12 protein-coding genes are annotated in these 16,750 nt (G+C 69.9%); 2 read left to right on the top strand and 10 right to left on the bottom strand.

Annotated elements, in window-relative coordinates:
* Positions 1–11: 11 nt before the first annotated feature.
* The 4 genes from FV233_RS10200 to FV233_RS10215 form a co-directional block, all read right to left on the bottom strand.
* Complete coding sequence (locus FV233_RS10200) at positions 12–1,700, bottom strand: B12-binding domain-containing radical SAM protein (protein ID WP_147857246.1); 1,689 nt, start codon at positions 1,698–1,700, stop codon at positions 12–14.
* Between the two features lie 136 nt (positions 1,701–1,836).
* Positions 1,837–2,643 carry an SDR family NAD(P)-dependent oxidoreductase gene (locus FV233_RS10205; RefSeq protein ID WP_147897411.1) on the bottom strand — a complete coding sequence of 269 codons (807 nt, stop codon included), beginning with the start codon at positions 2,641–2,643 and terminating at the stop codon, positions 1,837–1,839.
* A gap of 35 nt (positions 2,644–2,678) precedes the next feature.
* The gene (locus FV233_RS10210) at positions 2,679–3,446 is read right to left on the bottom strand and encodes an enoyl-CoA hydratase-related protein (RefSeq protein WP_147897400.1); all 768 of its coding nucleotides are present in this window, start codon (positions 3,444–3,446) and stop codon (positions 2,679–2,681) included.
* Positions 3,447–3,457: 11 nt separating this feature from the next.
* Entirely contained in the window at positions 3,458–5,197 is a 1,740-nt protein-coding gene (locus FV233_RS10215; RefSeq protein WP_147897401.1) for an acyl-CoA dehydrogenase, read from the bottom strand.
* A 135-nt stretch (positions 5,198–5,332) separates the two neighbouring features.
* On the opposite strand from FV233_RS10215, the gene FV233_RS10220 reads away from it, so the two are divergent.
* Positions 5,333–6,331, top strand: a complete 999-nt coding sequence (locus FV233_RS10220) for an L-threonylcarbamoyladenylate synthase (RefSeq protein ID WP_147897402.1) — start codon at positions 5,333–5,335, stop codon at positions 6,329–6,331.
* A gap of 142 nt (positions 6,332–6,473) precedes the next feature.
* Here FV233_RS10220 and wrbA read toward each other — a convergent pair whose 3' ends face one another.
* Complete coding sequence (gene wrbA / locus FV233_RS10225) at positions 6,474–7,070, bottom strand: NAD(P)H:quinone oxidoreductase (RefSeq protein ID WP_147857083.1); 597 nt, start codon at positions 7,068–7,070, stop codon at positions 6,474–6,476.
* A gap of 140 nt (positions 7,071–7,210) precedes the next feature.
* On the opposite strand from wrbA, the gene FV233_RS10230 reads away from it, so the two are divergent.
* Entirely contained in the window at positions 7,211–8,083 is an 873-nt protein-coding gene (locus FV233_RS10230; protein ID WP_187278087.1) for a LysR family transcriptional regulator, read from the top strand.
* Between the two features lie 6 nt (positions 8,084–8,089).
* On the opposite strand, the gene greA is transcribed toward FV233_RS10230, so the two are convergent.
* The 5 genes from greA to rpoC all read right to left on the bottom strand — a co-directional run bounded on the left by greA (position 8,090) and on the right by rpoC (position 16,598).
* Positions 8,090–8,566 carry a transcription elongation factor GreA gene (gene greA / locus FV233_RS10235; protein ID WP_147857084.1) on the bottom strand — a complete coding sequence of 159 codons (477 nt, stop codon included), beginning with the start codon at positions 8,564–8,566 and terminating at the stop codon, positions 8,090–8,092.
* Between the two features lie 45 nt (positions 8,567–8,611).
* A complete protein-coding gene (locus tag FV233_RS10240; RefSeq protein WP_147897403.1) occupies positions 8,612–9,598 on the bottom strand; it encodes an MDR family oxidoreductase in 987 nt (328 codons plus the stop codon).
* A gap of 109 nt (positions 9,599–9,707) precedes the next feature.
* On the bottom strand, positions 9,708–10,307 hold the full coding sequence (locus FV233_RS10245) for a hypothetical protein (protein ID WP_147857218.1): 600 nt from the start codon (positions 10,305–10,307) through the stop codon (positions 9,708–9,710).
* A gap of 685 nt (positions 10,308–10,992) precedes the next feature.
* Positions 10,993–12,093 carry a cell wall hydrolase gene (locus tag FV233_RS10250; RefSeq protein ID WP_147897413.1) on the bottom strand — a complete coding sequence of 367 codons (1,101 nt, stop codon included), beginning with the start codon at positions 12,091–12,093 and terminating at the stop codon, positions 10,993–10,995.
* Between the two features lie 296 nt (positions 12,094–12,389).
* On the bottom strand, positions 12,390–16,598 hold the full coding sequence (gene rpoC, locus FV233_RS10255; RefSeq protein ID WP_147854853.1) for a DNA-directed RNA polymerase subunit beta': 4,209 nt from the start codon (positions 16,596–16,598) through the stop codon (positions 12,390–12,392).
* Positions 16,599–16,750 lie beyond the last annotated feature (152 nt).

Raw genomic sequence — 16,750 nt, forward strand, 5'->3', positions numbered from 1 at the left:
GGCGCGGCCGGTCAGGCCACCGCGGCGAGGTGCTTGACCTCGGCGCGGGCGACCACCTTGCCGACCGGCGCGGCCTTGGCGCCGCTGTCTTTTTCGGGCGCCAGGATCGGGGGCGACACCCAGCGGCCGGCTTCGAGTTCGGCGATCCGGCCGTTGATCTCGCGGATCACGTAGCGCGAGAACGGGTAGACGTGGAGGTAGATCACCATGTTGGTGACCACCGCCTCGAGGGCCGCCGGGTTGTGGCGGGCGGTCTGCAGGAACACGCCCCAGAAGTGCTTGGCCAGTTCGGGCCGCCGCACGGTCATCCGCCAGCAGATCCGCAGCAGCGACCCCAGGTCGCGCGCGACGTGGCGCCAGTCGAGCTTGTGGGCCGCGAATTTGGGCCGCTTCACCCGGCGGGAGATCTCTCGGACGCGCTCGAAGAAGTTCGGCGGGTCGTAGATCTCGGCTAGCACATCCCGGTAATCGGCCAGCACGTCCTGCTGCGGGCGCAGCGTCACGAAGTTGAGCCCTTGCGTGCAGTGGTCGCCCTGCTCGGCGGTGGTGTAGGCGAAGTTCTCGAACAGGCGGCCCTCCTTGCGCAGGCGGCGCGAGAGCTGGGTGTTCGGCATCGCGTAGAGCAGGCCGACCATCGAAATCGGGATGCCGGTCTGGCTGATGCACAGGGACATCGCCTTGGCTATGCTGTCCTTCTCGGTGTCGAAGCCGACGATGAAGCCGGCGGTGACGAACATGCCGTGCTCGTAGAGCTTGTGCACGCTGTCGGCGATCGACCGCTTGGTGTTCTGCTTCTTCTGGGTCTGGATCAGCGTCGCCTCGTCGGGCGTCTCGATCCCGGTGAACAGGGCGAAGAAGTTCGCGTCCCGCATCATCCCGAGCAATTCGTCGTCGTCCGCGAGGTTCAGCGAGGCCTCGGTGGAGAACTTGAACGGGTAGCCGTGCGCCTCCTGCCATTTGATCAGGTGCGGCAGGAACAGCTTGATCGCCTTCTTGTTGCCGATCAGGTTGTCGTCCACGAAGTCGACATGGCCGCGATGGCCGAGGCTGTAGAGCCGGTCGAGTTCGGCCAGCATCTGCGGGGTGGTCTTGGTCCGCGGCGAGCGACCGTACAACTCGATGATGTCGCAGAACTCGCAGGTGAACGGGCAGCCGCGCGAGAACTGGACGCCGATATACAGGTAGTGGCTGAAGGTCAGAAGGTCGAAGCGCGGGATCGGGCTGGTCGTGACGTCCGCCTTGAACTTCTCCGCCGTGAACCGGCCGCGGCGGGCGCCGGATTCCCAGGCCTCCACGAAGGTGGCCAGGATGCCCTCGGCCTCGCCCAGAACCAGGAAGTCGGCCTTGTCGTAGATCTCCGGGGTCGAGGTCGGGGCCGGGCCGCCGACGCAGACCGGGACGCCCAGCGCCGCGCATTTGTCGATCACGACGAGGCAATCCGGCTCCTGGGGGAGCATGCCGCCGGTCATCACCAGGTCGGCCGCCAGGATCTGCGCGTCGGTGAGGTCTTCGCAGTTGCGGTTGATCAGACTCACCTGCCAGGCCGGCGGCAGCATCGCGGCGAGGGTGATCAGGCCCAGGGGCGGCGCGGGTGCGCGGGCGCCCTGCAGCTCCATGGCCTCCTTGAAGTTCCACATCGAGTTCTCGTAGAACTTGGGGAACACCATCAGCACGCGCGGGGCCGTATTCGCATCCGACATGCTTGTTTTCCTCGTCGCACCGAAGTGAGCCTGCCGGGACACCGAAGTGCCCACGCGGCCAATTACGGTCGAGCGTGCGGGAGAATTAAGGCCGTTTTTCGCTCCCGCGGCGGGTCGAACCGGTTTCGGGGCGCGGTCAGGGCCCGACGCGGAAGCGCTCCGGCTGGGTGCCGTCGGCATCGGTGAAGCCGTAGATCCGGGCGAGGTCGCCCGCGTGCAGCACCGCGCCGGCCCGGGCCGCGATGTCCGGGTCGGCCGCCAGGGCGGCGAGCGCCCGGCCGGCATAGAGCGGCCCCTCGGTGGCCCGCTCGTCCTGCCCGAGATCCAGGGCCCGCTCGGTGGCGACGAAGCCCGGCGAGAGGCCGAGCGCGGTCACGCCGTAGGGCGCGAGGTCCTGACCGAAGGCGAGCGCCAGCCGGTTGGTGGCGGCCTTGGCGGAATCGTAGAACACGTCGCCGAGATACTCCTCGGTCCCGAACGAGACCAGCGCGATCAGGCCGGTCCGCGCTGCCACCATGGACGGGGCGACCGCGCGGGCGAGCAGCAGCGCCGGCAGCGGCCCGGCCTGGAGGAACCCCAGATACGGTTCGGCCGACCGGCGCCAGAACGGCGTGCCCCAGCCGGCCCCGTCCGGGTAGCGCTCGCCGTCGTAGCCCTCGTTGCCGCCCCAGACGCTGCAGGCCGCGACATCGATCCGCCCGAACCGGCGCAGCACCCAATGGATCAGCTCATCCGTGGCCCGCTCTGAGCGGTGGTCGCAGAGGTAGTGGTGGCCGCGCCCGCCGGCCGCATCGACCAGGCGGGCGGTATCCTCGATCGATTCCGGCCGCATCTCGGTGCGCGGACCGGTCTCGCTGGAGCGGGCGGTGACGATCACGGTGGCCCCGGCCTCGCCGAGGGCCCGGGCCAGGCCCCGGCCGACGCCCCGGGAGGCGCCGGCCACCAGGCAGATCTTCTGGGACAGGTCGGGGGGCGTGGTCACGCCGACGCGGCGGGCTTGGCTCGCGTCAGGAAGGCCGCGAGCCGCTCCTGGGATTCGGGCGAGCGCAGCTGCGCGTCGAAGGCCCGGGCCTCCGCCTCCAGGGCCGCCTCGACCTGCGCCTGGTCGCCGCGGATCAGCGCCCGGGACGCCGTCAGCGCGCCCCGCGGCAGGGCCGCGAGCTTGGCCGCCTGGGCGATGGCCTGGTCCAGCAGCATGTCGGCCGGCAGCACCGCGTTGACGAGCCCCAGCGCCAAAGCCTCGTCGGCATTGAGCGGCTGAGAGAGCAGCAGCAGCTCCGTCGCCTTGAGCCGCCCGACCCGCAGGGGCAGCAGGTAGCTCGACGCCGCCTCCGGCACGAGCCCGAGTTCCACGAAGGGCATGCGCAGCCGCGCCGCCGGGCTGGCATAGACGAGGTCGCAATGCAGGCTGAGCGTCGCCCCGATGCCGACCGCGATCCCGTCGATCGCCGCCACCATCGGGGTGCGGGTCCGGGCGAGCTGGCGGATGAAGGCCAGGGCCGGCGAGGCGCTGAAGCCGCCCGCGGCGCCGCCCATGAAGTCGGCGAGGTCGTTGCCGGCGCTGAACATCCCGGGCTGCCCGGCGAACACCACGGCGCCGATCCTGTCGGACGCATCCGCCTCCGCCAGGGCCGCGCGCATCGCGTCGTACATCGCCCCCGTGAGGGCGTTCTTCTTCTCCGGGCGGTTCAGGGTGATCAGGCGGACGCCGCCCTCGACGTCGGTGATCGCGATCGTGTCGGCCATGTCCGCCCCCCTCAAACCGCCAGCGCCAGCGCGGCGTCGTCCGTGAAGGCGCCGCCCTCCACGACGGAGTGCTCCAGCCCGCCCGCAGCCACCAGAAGATTCTCGGCGTAGAACCGGGCCAGGGCGATCCGGGCGGCCAGGGCCGGATCGGTCTCGCCGGCCTTCAGGGCCGCGGCGGCCGCGAGCGCGCTGCGGGCGAGGCAGGCGCCGCCGAGCGCCAGGCCGAACAGGCGGAGATACGGGGTCGCGCCGGCGAGCGCCGCATTCGGGCGGTTGGAGGTCAGGGCGGCGAGCTGGTGGCTGGTCGCCCGGTCGAGGCTGCCGATCCCGTCGCGCAGCCGCGCCGCCATGTGGCCGAAGGCGGGATCGCCCGCCTTGAGCAGGCCCTCCGCGGCCCGGCGCATCCAGGCGATCTGCGAACGCACCGTGGCGCCGCCGTTCAGCGGCAGCTTGCGGGCGGTGAGGTCGATGGCCTGGATGCCGTTGGTGCCCTCGTAGATGCCGAGGATGCGGGCATCCCGCATTAGCTGGGCCGCGCCGGTCTCCTCGACGAAGCCCATGCCGCCATGGACCTGCACGCCGAGCGAGGTCACCTCGTTGGCGAGATCCGTGGAGAAGGCCTTGGCCACCGGGGTCAGCAGGGAGGCCCGGTCGAGGGCGGACTGCCCCTCCGGGCCCCGGGAGGCGTCGAGGGCGGCGGCCGTGAGGTAGCAGATCCCGCGCGCCGCCGCCGTGTAGGCCTTCATGGTCAGCAGCATCCGCTGCACGTCCGGATGCGCGACGATCGGGCTGGTGGATTCGGCGGCCCCGACCGCCCGGCCCTGCCGGCGCTCCTGCGCGTAGGCGAGCGCCCGCTGGGTCGCGGCTTCGGCGACGCCGACGCCCTGCAGGCCGACATTGAGCCGGGCCGCGTTCATCATCGTGAACATGCAGGCCAGGCCCTTGTTCTCCTGCCCGATCAGCCAGCCGACCGCGCCGCCGTGATCGCCGAACGCCATCGAGCAGGTCGGTGAGGCGTGGATGCCGAGCTTGTGCTCGACGCCCGAGCAGCGCAGGTCGTTGACGGTCCCGTCCGGCAGGACCTTGGGCACCAGGAACAGTGAGATGCCGCGGGTGCCGGCCGGCGCGTCGGGCAGGCGGGCCAGCACGAGGTGGACGATGTTGTCCGCCAGGTCGTGCTCGCCGTAGGTGATGTAGATCTTGGAGCCGGTGATCCGGTAGGTGCCGTCGTCGGCGCGCTCGGCCCGGCTGCGCAGCAGGGCGAGGTCCGAGCCCGCCTGCGGCTCGGTCAGGTTCATGGTGGCGGGCCATTCGCCCGTCACGAGCTTTTCCAGGTAGCGCGCCTTCAGGTCCTCGGAGCCGTGGGCCGCGAGTGCCTCGATGCCGCCCTGGGTCAGCAGCGGGCAGAGGCCGAAGGCGAGGTTGGCGCCGTTCCACATCTCGGTGCAGGCGGCCTCGACCAGCTTCGGCAAGCCCTGGCCGCCATGGTCGGCCTCGGCCGAGAGGCCGTTCCAGCCCCCGTCCGTGAAGGTGCGGTAGGCCTCGCGCCAGCCGGGGGGTGTGGTGACCGATCCGTCCGCGAACGGGGTGCCGTGCCGGTCGCCGACCCGGTTCAGCGGCGCGAGCACCTGGCCGGCGATCCGCCCCGCCTCGGTGAGGATCGCCTCGGCGTCGTCCGGGTCGACGCCGTCCAGCCCGGCCACGTGCCGGAGGGTGAACAGCATCTCGGGAACGGGGGCGCGGTAGCTCATCGGGTCGTCGCTCCTCTCGGCCCGCCCGCTTGATATCCCGGGGCGGGTTTGACCGCGCCCGGGCACCGGGGCTACGGCGGCCCCAGGATAGGCGCGCGACGGGCGCGCCGCCATCATTTCGCGACGGCTTCCCGCATGAACGATCCCGGGTCAACGGTCCCGGCCGCGACCCGGCGGCTCGACCCCGACGCGGCCGGCCTCGCCCAGGCCGCGGCGCTGCTGCGGGCGGGCGAGCTCGTGGCCTTCCCCACCGAGACGGTCTACGGCCTCGGCGCCGACGCCACCGACGCCGCCGCGGTCGCACGGATCTTTTCCGCCAAGGAGCGGCCGCGCTTCAACCCGCTGATCGCCCATCTGGCCGACGTCGACGCGGCCCTGGCCGAGGGCCGCTTCGATGGATCCGCGCAGCGCCTCGCCGCGGCGTTCTGGCCGGGTCCCCTGACCCTCGTGGTGCCGGCCGGACCGGGCACGCGGGTCTGCGACCTCGCCCGGGCCGGCCTGCCGAGCGTCGCCCTGCGGGTCCCGGGGCATCCGATCGCCCGCGCCCTGCTGGAGGCGGTCGGCCGTCCGGTGGCGGCGCCCTCGGCCAACCGCTCGGGCCGCGTCAGCCCGACCCGCGCCGACCACGTGCTCGACGACCTCGCGGGGCGGATCGCCGCCCTGCTCGATGGCGGGGACACGCAGGTGGGCGTCGAATCGACCGTGGTGGCGTGTCTCGACGGCACCCCGCGCCTGCTGCGTCCGGGCGGGGTCACCCGGGCGGCGCTGCGCGCCGTGCTGGGCTTCGAGCCGGCGGGCCCTGCAATGGGCGATGCCGAGCGGCCGGCGGGTCCCGGCATGCTCGCCTCGCATTACGCGCCCCGGGCGCGGGTGCGCCTCGACGTGACGCGCGTGGAACCCGGCGAGGCTGTGCTGCTGTTCGGGGCCGGGCGGCCCGAGGGCCACGCCGAGGCCCGCGCCAGCCTGAACCTGAGCCCGGCGGGCGATCCGGCCGAGGCGGCGTCCCGCCTGTTCGGGGCGCTGCGCACGCTCGATGCCTCCGGGGCCGCCACCATCGCGGTGGCGCCGATCCCCCCGGACGGCCTGGGTGAGGCGATTCGGGATCGTCTGGCCCGCGCCGCCGCACCCCGTTGAGGGCGACCGTTATTTTTATCGGCGCCGTGGAACAGATGACGCCGTGGCCCGTTCATTGATCACGAAGGCCTTCTCAGCCCCCAAATGGCCTTTTTCCTTCAAGGCTCGGAGCGATCCGAGCCTTTTTTCTTGCGCTGTGCTGTCAGGCCAGCTTGGCCGCGATCCCGGCCACGTGGCGACCCTGGAACCGGGCCCCGTCCAGCTCCACCGCGCTGGGCTGGCGCGAGCCGTCGCCGTCCGCGATCGTGCTGGCGCCGTAGGGCGTGTTGCCCTTGACCGCCTCGACGCCGACCTGGCCCGGGAACGAGTAGGGCAGCCCGACCACCACCATGCCGTGGTGGAACAGCACGGTGTGGAAGCTCGTCAGCGTCGTCTCCTGGCCGCCGTGCTGCGAGGCCGTGGAGGTGAAGACCGAGCCGACCTTGCCGACCAGCGCACCCTTCATCCACAGGCCGCCGGTCTGGTCGATGAACTGCTTCATCTGCGCGGCCATGTTGCCGTAGCGGGTCGGCGTCCCGAAGATGATCGCATCGTACTGGGGCAGCTCATCCACCGTGGCGATCGGCGCGGTCTGATCGAGCTTGAAGTGGTTCTGCCGGGCGACCTCCTCGGGCACCAGCTCCGGCACGCGCTTCACAACAGCCTCGGCGCCGGCCTCCCGGGCGCCCTCGGCGACGGCATACGCCATCTGCTCCACGTGTCCGTAGGTCGAGTAGTACAGCACCAGGACCTTGGCCATCGAACGATCTCCCGTCTCGGGTTGCGGAGCGCCGCCGAGATCCCCCGGGCGGCGCGCTGGCCTCTCCATCGCGCGTTTTGCGCTTTGCAAAAATGCCCCGCCACGCAAGAACACCCTTGCGGAGATGCAAGGAGGCGAGCGTGTCGCTGGACTGGGACGAGTTCCGCTTCGTGAAAGCCGTCGCCGACCGGGGTGGACTGACCGCGGCCGCGACGCAGCTCGGGATCAACCATTCCACGGCGTTCCGGCGCCTCGGGTCGATCGAGGCCCGGCTCGACGTGCGCCTGTTCGAGCGCCTGCGCACCGGCTACGTGCCGACCCCGGCCGGCGTGGCGATGATCGAGGCGGCCGGCCGGATCGAGACCGACGTGACCCGGTTCTCCCGCACGGTCGCCGGCCAAGGGCAGACGCCCTCCGGGGAGTTGCGCGTGACGGCGCCGGTGAACTTCGCGACCGGGATCCTAATGCCGATCCTCACGTCGTTCTGCGCGCGCTACCCGGAGATCCGTATCGACCTGATCCTGGCCGAGGAAGCGCTGAACCTGTCGCGCCGGGACGCCGACGTGGCGATCCGCGCGAGCCGGACCCCGAGCGAGTCCCTGGTCGGGCGCCGTCTCACCGGTCTCGCCTGGGCCATCTACGGACGCGCCGGGCAGACCTATGGCGATCTCGCCGACGAAGCCTGGGTGGTTCCGGGTTCGACGGTGGGGGGCGGCCTGTTCGCATCCTTCCTCCAGACGCGGGCACCGCCGGAGAAAGTTCGCCTGCGGATCAACACGGTGACGGGGCTGAAGGAAGCGGTGACGACCGGACTGGGGATCGGGCCGCTGCCGTGTTTCGAGGCGGATACCGATCCCGCCCTGCGCCGGCTCTCCGGCCCACACCCGGAGATCGGGGCGGACCTCTGGGTTCTGACCCACCCCGACCTGCGTCACGCCGGGCGGGTCCGGGCGTTCATGGAACACCTCGCCGAAGCGATCCTACCGCTCCGGGCGCGCTTCGAAGGCCGGTGACGCCGTTCAGGCGCGGATCTCGACGACTTCGACCTCGCTGCCGTTGACCTCGACCACGTCGCCCACGCTCTTGCCGGTGATCGCCTGAGCGAGCGGCGCCACGTAGGAGATCGAGCCCTTGTGCGGGTCGGCCTCGTCCTCGCCGACGATGCGGAAGGTCTGCTTCGTCTCTTTCCCGGACTCGTCCTCGCGCAGGATGGTGACGGTGGCGCCGAAATGCACGGTCTGGCCGTCGATCGGCTCGACCACCTGCGCGGTGTTCTTGCGGGCGAGCCAGTACCGCAGATCCCGCCCGATCCGGGAATCCTCCGCCTTGTCGGCGTGATCCAGGGTGCCGAGTTCCCGCTCCAGGCGCGCGACCTCCGCCTCGATCTGCGCCAGCCCCTCCGGCGTGACGAAGTTGGTGTGCGGCGAGATGGGACGGTCGGGCAAGTTCTCGAAGGCTTCCCCGCCCTCGGGCTCTTTGACGAATGCTACGCTCATGGGAAGTGCAATGCGGCGGGAACGGCAAGGGTTCCGGCCAAAGCTTCAACCGACCTCCACCACGGTCCGCCCGCGGATCCGGCCTGCCAGGATCTCCGGCCCGAGCCGGCCGACCTCCTCCAGGCTGACCCGGCGCGTCATGCTGGCGAGCTTGTCGAGATCGAGTTCCCGGGCGAGGCGCGCCCAGGCCGCGCGGCGCTTCGTCTGCGGGGTGGTGACGCTGTTGATCCCGAGGAGCGAGACGCCGCGCAGGATGAACGGCGCCACGGAGGTCGGCAGATCCATGCCCTGAGCCAGCCCGCAGGCGGCGACCGCGCCGTCGGACCGGGTCTGAGCCAGCACGTTGGCCAGGGTGGTGGAGCCGACCGCGTCGATGCCGGCCGCCCACCGCTCCTTGCCGAGCGGCTTGCCGGGCTTGGACAGCTCCGCGCGGTCAAGGATCTCGGCGGCGCCGAGGCCCTTGAGGTAATCGGCCTCGCCGTCCCGCCCCGTGGAGGCGATCACGTGCCAGCCGGCCCGGGCCAGGAGCGCCACCGCCACCGAGCCGACGCCGCCCGACGCCCCGGTGACGATCGCAGGCCCGTGTGCCGGCGTCAGCCCGTGGGCGTCGAGGGCCATCCGGGACAGCATCGCGGTATAGCCCGCGGTACCGATCGCCATGGCCTGCTCGGGGCTGAGGCCCTCGGGCAGCGGCACCAGCCAGTCGCCCTTGACCCGGGCGCGCTGCGCGTAGGCGCCGAGATGCGTCTCGCCGACGCCCCAGCCGGTGAGGACGACGGCGTCGCCCGGCTTGTACTCCGGGTGATCCGAGGTCTCGACCACCCCGGAGAAATCGATCCCGGGGATCATCGGGAAGCGGCGCACCACCGGCGACGTGCCGGTGAGGGCGAGCCCGTCCTTGTAGTTCAGGGTCGAGTGGGTCACCCGGACGGTGACGTCGCCGTCCATCAGGTCGGCGTCGTCGAAATCCCGGAAGGCGAGGCTCTGCCCGGTCTCGCCCTTGTCGATCACCCAGGCCTTGAACGTACCCATCGTCACCTCCCGTTCGTCCGCGGAAGAGGTGTCGCCGGGATGCCCGGAATCAAGGCGGCCCCGTCAGACGCCGAGGCCGCGTCCCGGGACGCGGGCGTCGATCGACCGATCAGTAGCCGTCGTAGCGGCTGCCCGTGGAGAAGCCGAGGCCGACACCGATATCGGCGGAGCTCGCACCGGTGATGCCCACGGCGTCCGGGATCGAGCCGACCAGGGGACCGCCATAGGCGGCAGAGCGGTAGCCGCCCGCATAACCGCCGTACCCGCCGCCGGCCGGCACCCAGCCGGAGCGGGCCGGCGCCACCAGGACGCGCCGGCTGACGGTGGCGTATTCCGGCGGGATGGTCTCCGGGATCGACTGCGCGGGCCGTACCAGGACGGTCCGGCTGCGCACGGCGAAGCGCGGCGGCGTATCGATCCAGCAGCCGATCAGCTCGCCGCCGGGACCGCGGCTCGTCTGCCAGACGCGCCCGCCGGGGGCGACCATCACGCGCTCGGACACGGTATCGTAGACCGGCGGCGTGGTCCGGTAGACCGTCCGCGGCGGCCGCACCAGCACGTTCTCCTGCACGGTGTCGAAGACCGGCGGGGTCGTGACGTGGCGGTAGCATGCGGAGCCGTAGCAGCCGCCGGCCTGCGCGGGGGCTGCGAGCAGCAGGCCGCCGAAGGCGGCGGCGAGAAGGGTGGAGCGTGCGACCGGCGCGGTCATGGAAGTCCTCTGGTACGCGGTACGGGCGAGACGCTGCGCAAGGGCAGCGCTGGTCTCGACGCACTACAGGCCAGAGTCGTTGCCCGACTCGCAAGCAGAGTTCGGAATGAAGGTAAAATTAACCCTCGGTTTGGACTGCTTAGCGATCCACTACCTAGGTAAGATTCTATCGAAGATCGGCGGCAATCCTTAACGCTGTTCGCGAATGCACCGCTTCAGGGACCGATAGGGGCGCGCCCGATTTCGATCGGTGCTCCTCCAACCCGACTCTCCTCCTCCTTCGAGGCCTCCGCTTCGCTCCGTCGCCTCAGGTTGAGGGCTACCGGATTCACAGATCGGGCTCGGCAACACGATCGCAGGGATCAGACGCGCGCCCCCTCTCCCGTGCGGGAGAGGGGGCGCGTCGCGCCCTATCACAGCCGATGTGTGAACGTCGTAGGGGTGAGGAAGGGGGTGAGCGATGTGTTGATGATTCCGCTCTTGCGGATCACCGTCACGAGGAACCCGAGCGGTGAGTGGTCCGTGACCACCACGCCCAGGCTCGCGTAACACGGAGCTGGCTGGCTACCCAACAAGGGGGCCCGCGGGTGGCACCCAGCGAGCCCTCACCAATGTCATGTGGGCTGGCACCCACGCATGCAAACCCCGTGCGCGTGGATGAGAAGCCGCCACCAATGTGGGCCGCTCAGGTCTGCCCAGGCTTGAGCTGGTAAAAAATGTGCCGCCCGATGACGTCCATCTTGCGCAGGCGCCGGGCCCAGCCCGGCCGCACGTAGTCGGCATGGTAGTGGGTCGCCGCCCCGACCTCGGCCAGGTAGGTCCGGCCCTCGATCACCGAGCGGGCGATCCGGGTGGCGGATTCCCACGCGCCGGCATCGGTGATGCGCAGGGACTTGCCCTCGCACGCGAAGGAGAACTGGCAGCCCATGTAATGATGCCGGTTCTGGTAGACGACGCCGCAGACGCTGCTCGGATAGAGGCCGCTCTTCACCCGGTTGAGCACCACCTGGGCCACCGCGGCGCGACCCGCCTCGGATTCGCTGCGGGCCTCGAAATAGACCGCCTCCGACAGGCAGCGCTGCTCCTTGTCGAGGGATTCCGGGTCGATCAGGTCGGCGTAGCGCCGGCTGGCATCCTCCGGGATCGACTGAAGGATCCCGGGCCGCTCGGGGCGGATCGCGAAATCGGGCAGCGCCAGGCTGGCGGCCGCCACCTCGATCGGGATCGCGTCCGCGGGCGCAGGCGTGGTCGACGACAGGGCGACCGCCCGGGGCACCGGCGGGGTCGAGCCGTCGTAGCGGCGCTCGGTTTCGCCATCCCCGGTGAGGTCGGCGCTGCCCTCGCCCGTGGAGGCGGCGCTGCCGGACCCCGTGGTCAGCCCGAGATCGGGCACGGGCACGAAGCCGCCCTCCGGCTCGGCCTCCGGATCCCAGACCGCCGAGCCCGCGCTCAGCACGCCGCTGACGCTGCCGGTGACGTCGCCGAACACCAGGGCGGCCCCGGTCTCGCGCAGGGCGGCGGCCCGGCGGGCGAAGCTCCCGGCCGGCGGCTGGAACGGGTCGCCCTTGGTCTGGCGCTGCACCACCGGGAACACGTGGGCGCCGGTCTTGAACACGGCCTGGAGCGGCTCGTCGGCGCTGCGCCGCAGGGCGGAACCGATCAGCGCAGTGCCGGGCGGAAGGGCCGGGACCGTGAAGGCGTCGATCGCCCCGAGCCGACTCGACCCGATGGCGTTCTCGGTTCCGGCATCGGCCGTGAACGAGACCAACAGGCCGAGCCCCGCCATCCAGGGCGTCAAGGCGGCCGAGAGCCAGCGCAGGCTCGATTCCCGTCGTCCTCGTCTCACGCCCACGGCTTCAGACCCGCACCGATGCACCACCGCCGGCGCGATCCTCCCCGTTTCCAGGGCGTTCCGGCGGCCGACGCGGATTTATCGCCCGGCATGGTTGAGCCCCGGTTAAGCCCGCTCCTCGACGGCCGTCCCGGTTTCGGCCCGGCGGCCCGATCCGAGCGCGGGCCACGAAAAAGGGCGGCCCGGAGGCCGCCCTGTCTCATCTCAAGCCTGTCGCGCGTGACGCAGTGTCACTCGGCGGCGGGCGGGAGCCCTTCGATCGGATCTGCGGCGCTGCCGGCCTGCTTCTGCTGCAGGATCATCGCGTCGCGACGGCGCGCCACGGCGCGGATGTCGGCCACCATCGAGCCCGTGCCCGCCGGGATGAGCGAGCCGACGATGACGTTCTCCTTGAGGCCTTCCAGATGGTCGACCTTGCCGTTGACCGCCGCCTCGGTGAGCACCCGGGTCGTCTCCTGGAACGAGGCCGCCGAGATGAACGACTTCGTCTGCAGGGACGCCTTGGTGATGCCGAGCAGAACCGGAACGCCCTGGATCGGCTTCTTGCCCTCGGCAAGCAGCTTATCGTTGAACTCGGTCAACTCCGTGCGGTCGATCTGGTCGCCCGCCAGGATGTCCGAGTCGCCGCCGTCGGTCACTTCGACCTTCTGCAGCATCTGCCGGACGATCACCTCGATGTGCTTGTCGTTGATCGACACGCCCTGAAGCCGGTAGACCTCCTGGATCTCGTTGACGAGGTAGGCCGCGAGTTCCTCCACGCCCTTGATCGCCAGGATGTCGTGCGGCGCCGGGTTTCCGTCGACGATGTAGTCGCCGAGCTCCACCACGTCGCCGTCCTGCAGGTGGATGTGCTTGCCCTTCGGGATCAAGTATTCCACCGCCTCCGAGCCGTCATGCGGCGTCAGCGTGAGACGACGCTTGTTCTTATAGTCGCGGCCGAACGCGATGGTGCCCGACTTCTCGGCGATGATCGCCGCGTCCTTCGGGCGCCGTGCCTCGAACAGCTCCGCCACCCGCGGCAGACCGCCGGTGATGTCGCGGGTCTTGGCCGAGTCGGTCGAGACGCGGGCCAGGATGTCGCCGGCCTGCACCTTGCCGCCCGGATCGAAGCCAATGATGGCGTCGACGGGCAGGAAGTAGCGGGCATCCGAGCCGCGCGGCAGCTTCACGGGCTTTCCGTCCCGGTCCACCACCACCATGGCGGGCTTCAGGTCCGAAGTCCGGGCCGAACCGCGCCAGTCGACGACAACGCGCTTGGCGATGCCGGTCGACTCGTCGGTGGTCTCGGTCATGGACTGGCCGTCGACCAGATCCTCGTAGGCCACGATGCCGTCGACCTCGGTGAGGATCGGACGGGTGTAGGGGTCCCACTCGGCGATCCGCTGGCCGCGCTTGATCTTGTCGCCCTCGTCGACCCGGAGCTTGGCGCCGTACTGCAGGCGGTGGACCGCCCGCTCGACCCCGTCCGACCCGACGATCACGACCGCCACGTTCCGGCCGGTGGCGATCAGGTCGCCATCGGTGTTCTTGGCGATCGCGCGGTTGCGGATCTTGATCGTGCCCTCGAAGCTCGACTCGATGAACGACGAGTCGGCGATCTGCGCCGCACCACCGATGTGGAAGGTGCGCATGGTGAGCTGGGTGCCCGGCTCGCCGATCGACTGCGCCGCGATGACGCCGACCGCCTCACCCATGTTGACGGGCGTGCCGCGGGCGAGATCGCGCCCGTAGCAGGTGGCGCAGACGCCGCTCCGGGTGGCGCAGACCAGCACGGAGCGGATCTTCACCTCCTGGATGCCCGCAGCCTGGATGGCCGGCAGGTGCCGCTCCTCGATGGTCTCGCCGGTCTTCACGATCACCGTGCCGTCGGCCGAGACCAGGTCTTCGGCCGTGGCGCGGCCGAGGATGCGGGTCGCCAGCGTCGCCACGACCTGGCCGGCATCCACGATGGCGCGCATCTTGATGCCGTTGGTCGTGCCGCAATCGACCTCGCGGATGACCGCGTCCTGAGCCACGTCGACGAGGCGGCGGGTCAGGTAGCCGGAGTTGGCGGTCTTCAGGGCGGTGTCGGCGAGGCCCTTACGGGCACCGTGCGTGGAGTTGAAGTACTCCAGCACGTCCAGACCTTCCTTGAAGTTCGAGATGATCGGCGTCTCGATGATCTCGCCCGAGGGCTTGGCCATCAGGCCGCGCATGGCGGCGAGCTGCTTCATCTGGGCGGGCGAACCACGGGCGCCCGAGTGGCTCATCATGTAGATCGAGTTGACCTGCTTGTCGGCACCGTTCTCGTCCTTCTGGACGCTCGAGATGCGGTTCATCATCTCGGCGGCCAGCTTGTCCGAGCACTTGGCCCAGGCATCCACGACCTTGTTGTACTTCTCGCCCTGGGTGATCAGGCCGTCGTTGTACTGCTGCTCGTAGTCCTTCACGAGCGTGCGCGTGGTGTCGACGATCGACCACTTGTTGTCCGGCACGACCATGTCGTCCTTGCCGAACGAGATGCCGGCCTTGAACGCGTGGTTGAAGCCGAGGCCCATGATCCGATCACAGAAGATCACCGACTCCTTCTGACCGCAGTGGCGGTAGACGGTGTCGATCATCGCCGAGATCTCCTTCTTGGTCATCAGCTTGTTGACGACGTCGAAGGGAACCTTGGCGTGCTTCGGCAGCGCGCCGGACAGGATCACCCGGCCGGGCGTGGTGTCGTAGGTCTTGGTCAGCGGCTCGCCGTCCGGGCCGATGCCGTTCCAGCGCCACTTGATCTTGGTGTGCAGCGACACGGTCTTGGCCGCGAGCGCGTGCTCCAGCTCGCCCATGTCGCCGAAGACGCCCTGCATCGGGTTCTTGGGGTTGTCCGGATTGAACGCCCCCTTCGAGCCCTCGGCCACGATCGACAGGTAGTAGAGGCCGAGCACGATATCCTGCGACGGCACGATGATCGGCTGACCGTTGGCCGGGTGCAGGATGTTGTTGGTCGACATCATCAGGACGCGGGCTTCCAGCTGCGCCTCGAGCGACAGCGGGACGTGCACGGCCATCTGGTCGCCGTCGAAGTCAGCGTTGAACGCGGCGCAGACCAGCGGGTGCAGCTGGATCGCCTTGCCCTCGATCAGCTTCGGCTCGAAGGCCTGGATGCCGAGGCGGTGGAGCGTCGGCGCGCGGTTCAGCATCACCGGGTGCTCGCGGATCACCTCATCGAGGATGTCCCAGACCTCCGGCTTTTCTTTCTCGACCAGTTTCTTGGCCTGCTTCACCGTTGCGGAGAAGCCCTTGGCGTCCAGCCGCGCGTAGATGAACGGCTTGAACAGCTCGAGCGCCATCTTCTTCGGCAGGCCGCACTGGTGCAGCTTCAGCTCGGGGCCGACCACGATGACCGAGCGGCCCGAGTAGTCGACGCGCTTGCCGAGCAGGTTCTGGCGGAACCGGCCCTGCTTGCCCTTCAGCATGTCGGCGAGCGACTTCAGCGGGCGCTTGTTGGCACCCGTGATGACGCGGCCGCGGCGGCCGTTGTCGAACAATGCGTCCACGGCCTCCTGCAGCATCCGCTTCTCGTTGCGGATGATGATGTCGGGGGCGCGCAGCTCGATCAGCCGCTTCAGGCGGTTGTTGCGGTTGATGACGCGGCGGTAGAGGTCGTTCAGGTCGGAGGTGGCGAAGCGGCCGCCATCCAGCGGGACCAGCGGGCGCAGGTCCGGCGGGATCACCGGGACGACGGTGAGGATCATCCACTCCGGCTTGTTGCCGGACATCTGGAACGCCTCGATGATCTTGAGGCGCTTCAGGAGCTTCTTCGGCTTCAGCTCCGAGGTGGTGACCGCGATCTCTTCGCGCAGATCGTTGGCGATCTTGTCGAGGTCGAGTTCCTGCAGGATCCGGCGGATGGCCTCGGCGCCGATCATGGCGGTGAAGCTGTCCTCGCCGTACTCCTCCTGGGCGCGCAGGTACTCCTCCTCCGACAGGAGCTGACGCTCCTTGAGGGGGGTGAGGCCCGGCTCGATGACGCAGTAGGACTCGAAGTACAGGATCCGCTCGAGGTCCTTGAGGGCCATGTCGAGCAGAAGGCCGATGCGCGAGGGCAGCGACTTCAGGAACCAGATGTGGGCGACCGGGGCGGCCAGCTCGATATGGCCCATGCGGTCGCGCCGGACGCGCGCCAGCGTCACCTCGACGCCGCACTTCTCACAGATGACGCCCTTGTACTTCATGCGCTTGTACTTGCCGCACAAGCACTCGTAATCCTTGATCGGCCCGAAGATACGCGCGCAGAACAGGCCGTCGCGCTCGGGCTTGAAGGTCCGGTAGTTGATGGTCTCGGGCTTCTTGATCTCGCCGTACGACCAGGAGAGGATCTTCTCCGGCGACGAGATCGAAATCTTGATCTGATCGAAGCTGACCGGGGTGGCCTGCTGATTGAAAAGGTTCATGACCTCTTGGTTCATGATCCGCTCCTTGTTGACGCCGGTGGCCCCGCGCCGGGCCCTCGTGTCCTGAAAAAGATCCGGCGCCGCGCCCTGCTCAGGCGCCGCTGGCCGTCGTCACCCGGAGGCCCCGCCCCTCCCCGCTCGACCGTGGCGGCTGGATGCCGCCACGG

It is taken from the genome of Methylobacterium sp. WL7 (assembly GCF_008040085.1).
GTDB lineage: Bacteria > Pseudomonadota > Alphaproteobacteria > Rhizobiales > Beijerinckiaceae > Methylobacterium > Methylobacterium mesophilicum.

Bases quoted from the DNA above. Each gene is read 5' to 3' on its own strand.
- FV233_RS10200 (WP_147857246.1), bottom strand. From the start codon at position 1,700: ATGTCGGATGCGAATACGGCCCCGCGCGTGCTGATGGTGTTCCCCAAG.
- FV233_RS10210 (WP_147897400.1), bottom strand. From the start codon at position 3,446: ATGGCCGACACGATCGCGATCACCGACGTCGAGGGCGGCGTCCGCCTG.
- FV233_RS10215 (WP_147897401.1), bottom strand. From the start codon at position 5,197: ATGAGCTACCGCGCCCCCGTTCCCGAGATGCTGTTCACCCTCCGGCAC.
- FV233_RS10220 (WP_147897402.1), top strand. From the start codon at position 5,333: ATGAACGATCCCGGGTCAACGGTCCCGGCCGCGACCCGGCGGCTCGAC.
- wrbA (WP_147857083.1), bottom strand. From the start codon at position 7,070: ATGGCCAAGGTCCTGGTGCTGTACTACTCGACCTACGGACACGTGGAG.
- greA (WP_147857084.1), bottom strand. From the start codon at position 8,566: ATGAGCGTAGCATTCGTCAAAGAGCCCGAGGGCGGGGAAGCCTTCGAG.
- FV233_RS10240 (WP_147897403.1), bottom strand. From the start codon at position 9,598: ATGGGTACGTTCAAGGCCTGGGTGATCGACAAGGGCGAGACCGGGCAG.
- FV233_RS10245 (WP_147857218.1), bottom strand. From the start codon at position 10,307: ATGACCGCGCCGGTCGCACGCTCCACCCTTCTCGCCGCCGCCTTCGGC.
- FV233_RS10250 (WP_147897413.1), bottom strand. From the start codon at position 12,093: ATGGCGGGGCTCGGCCTGTTGGTCTCGTTCACGGCCGATGCCGGAACC.
- rpoC (WP_147854853.1), bottom strand. From the start codon at position 16,598: ATGAACCAAGAGGTCATGAACCTTTTCAATCAGCAGGCCACCCCGGTC.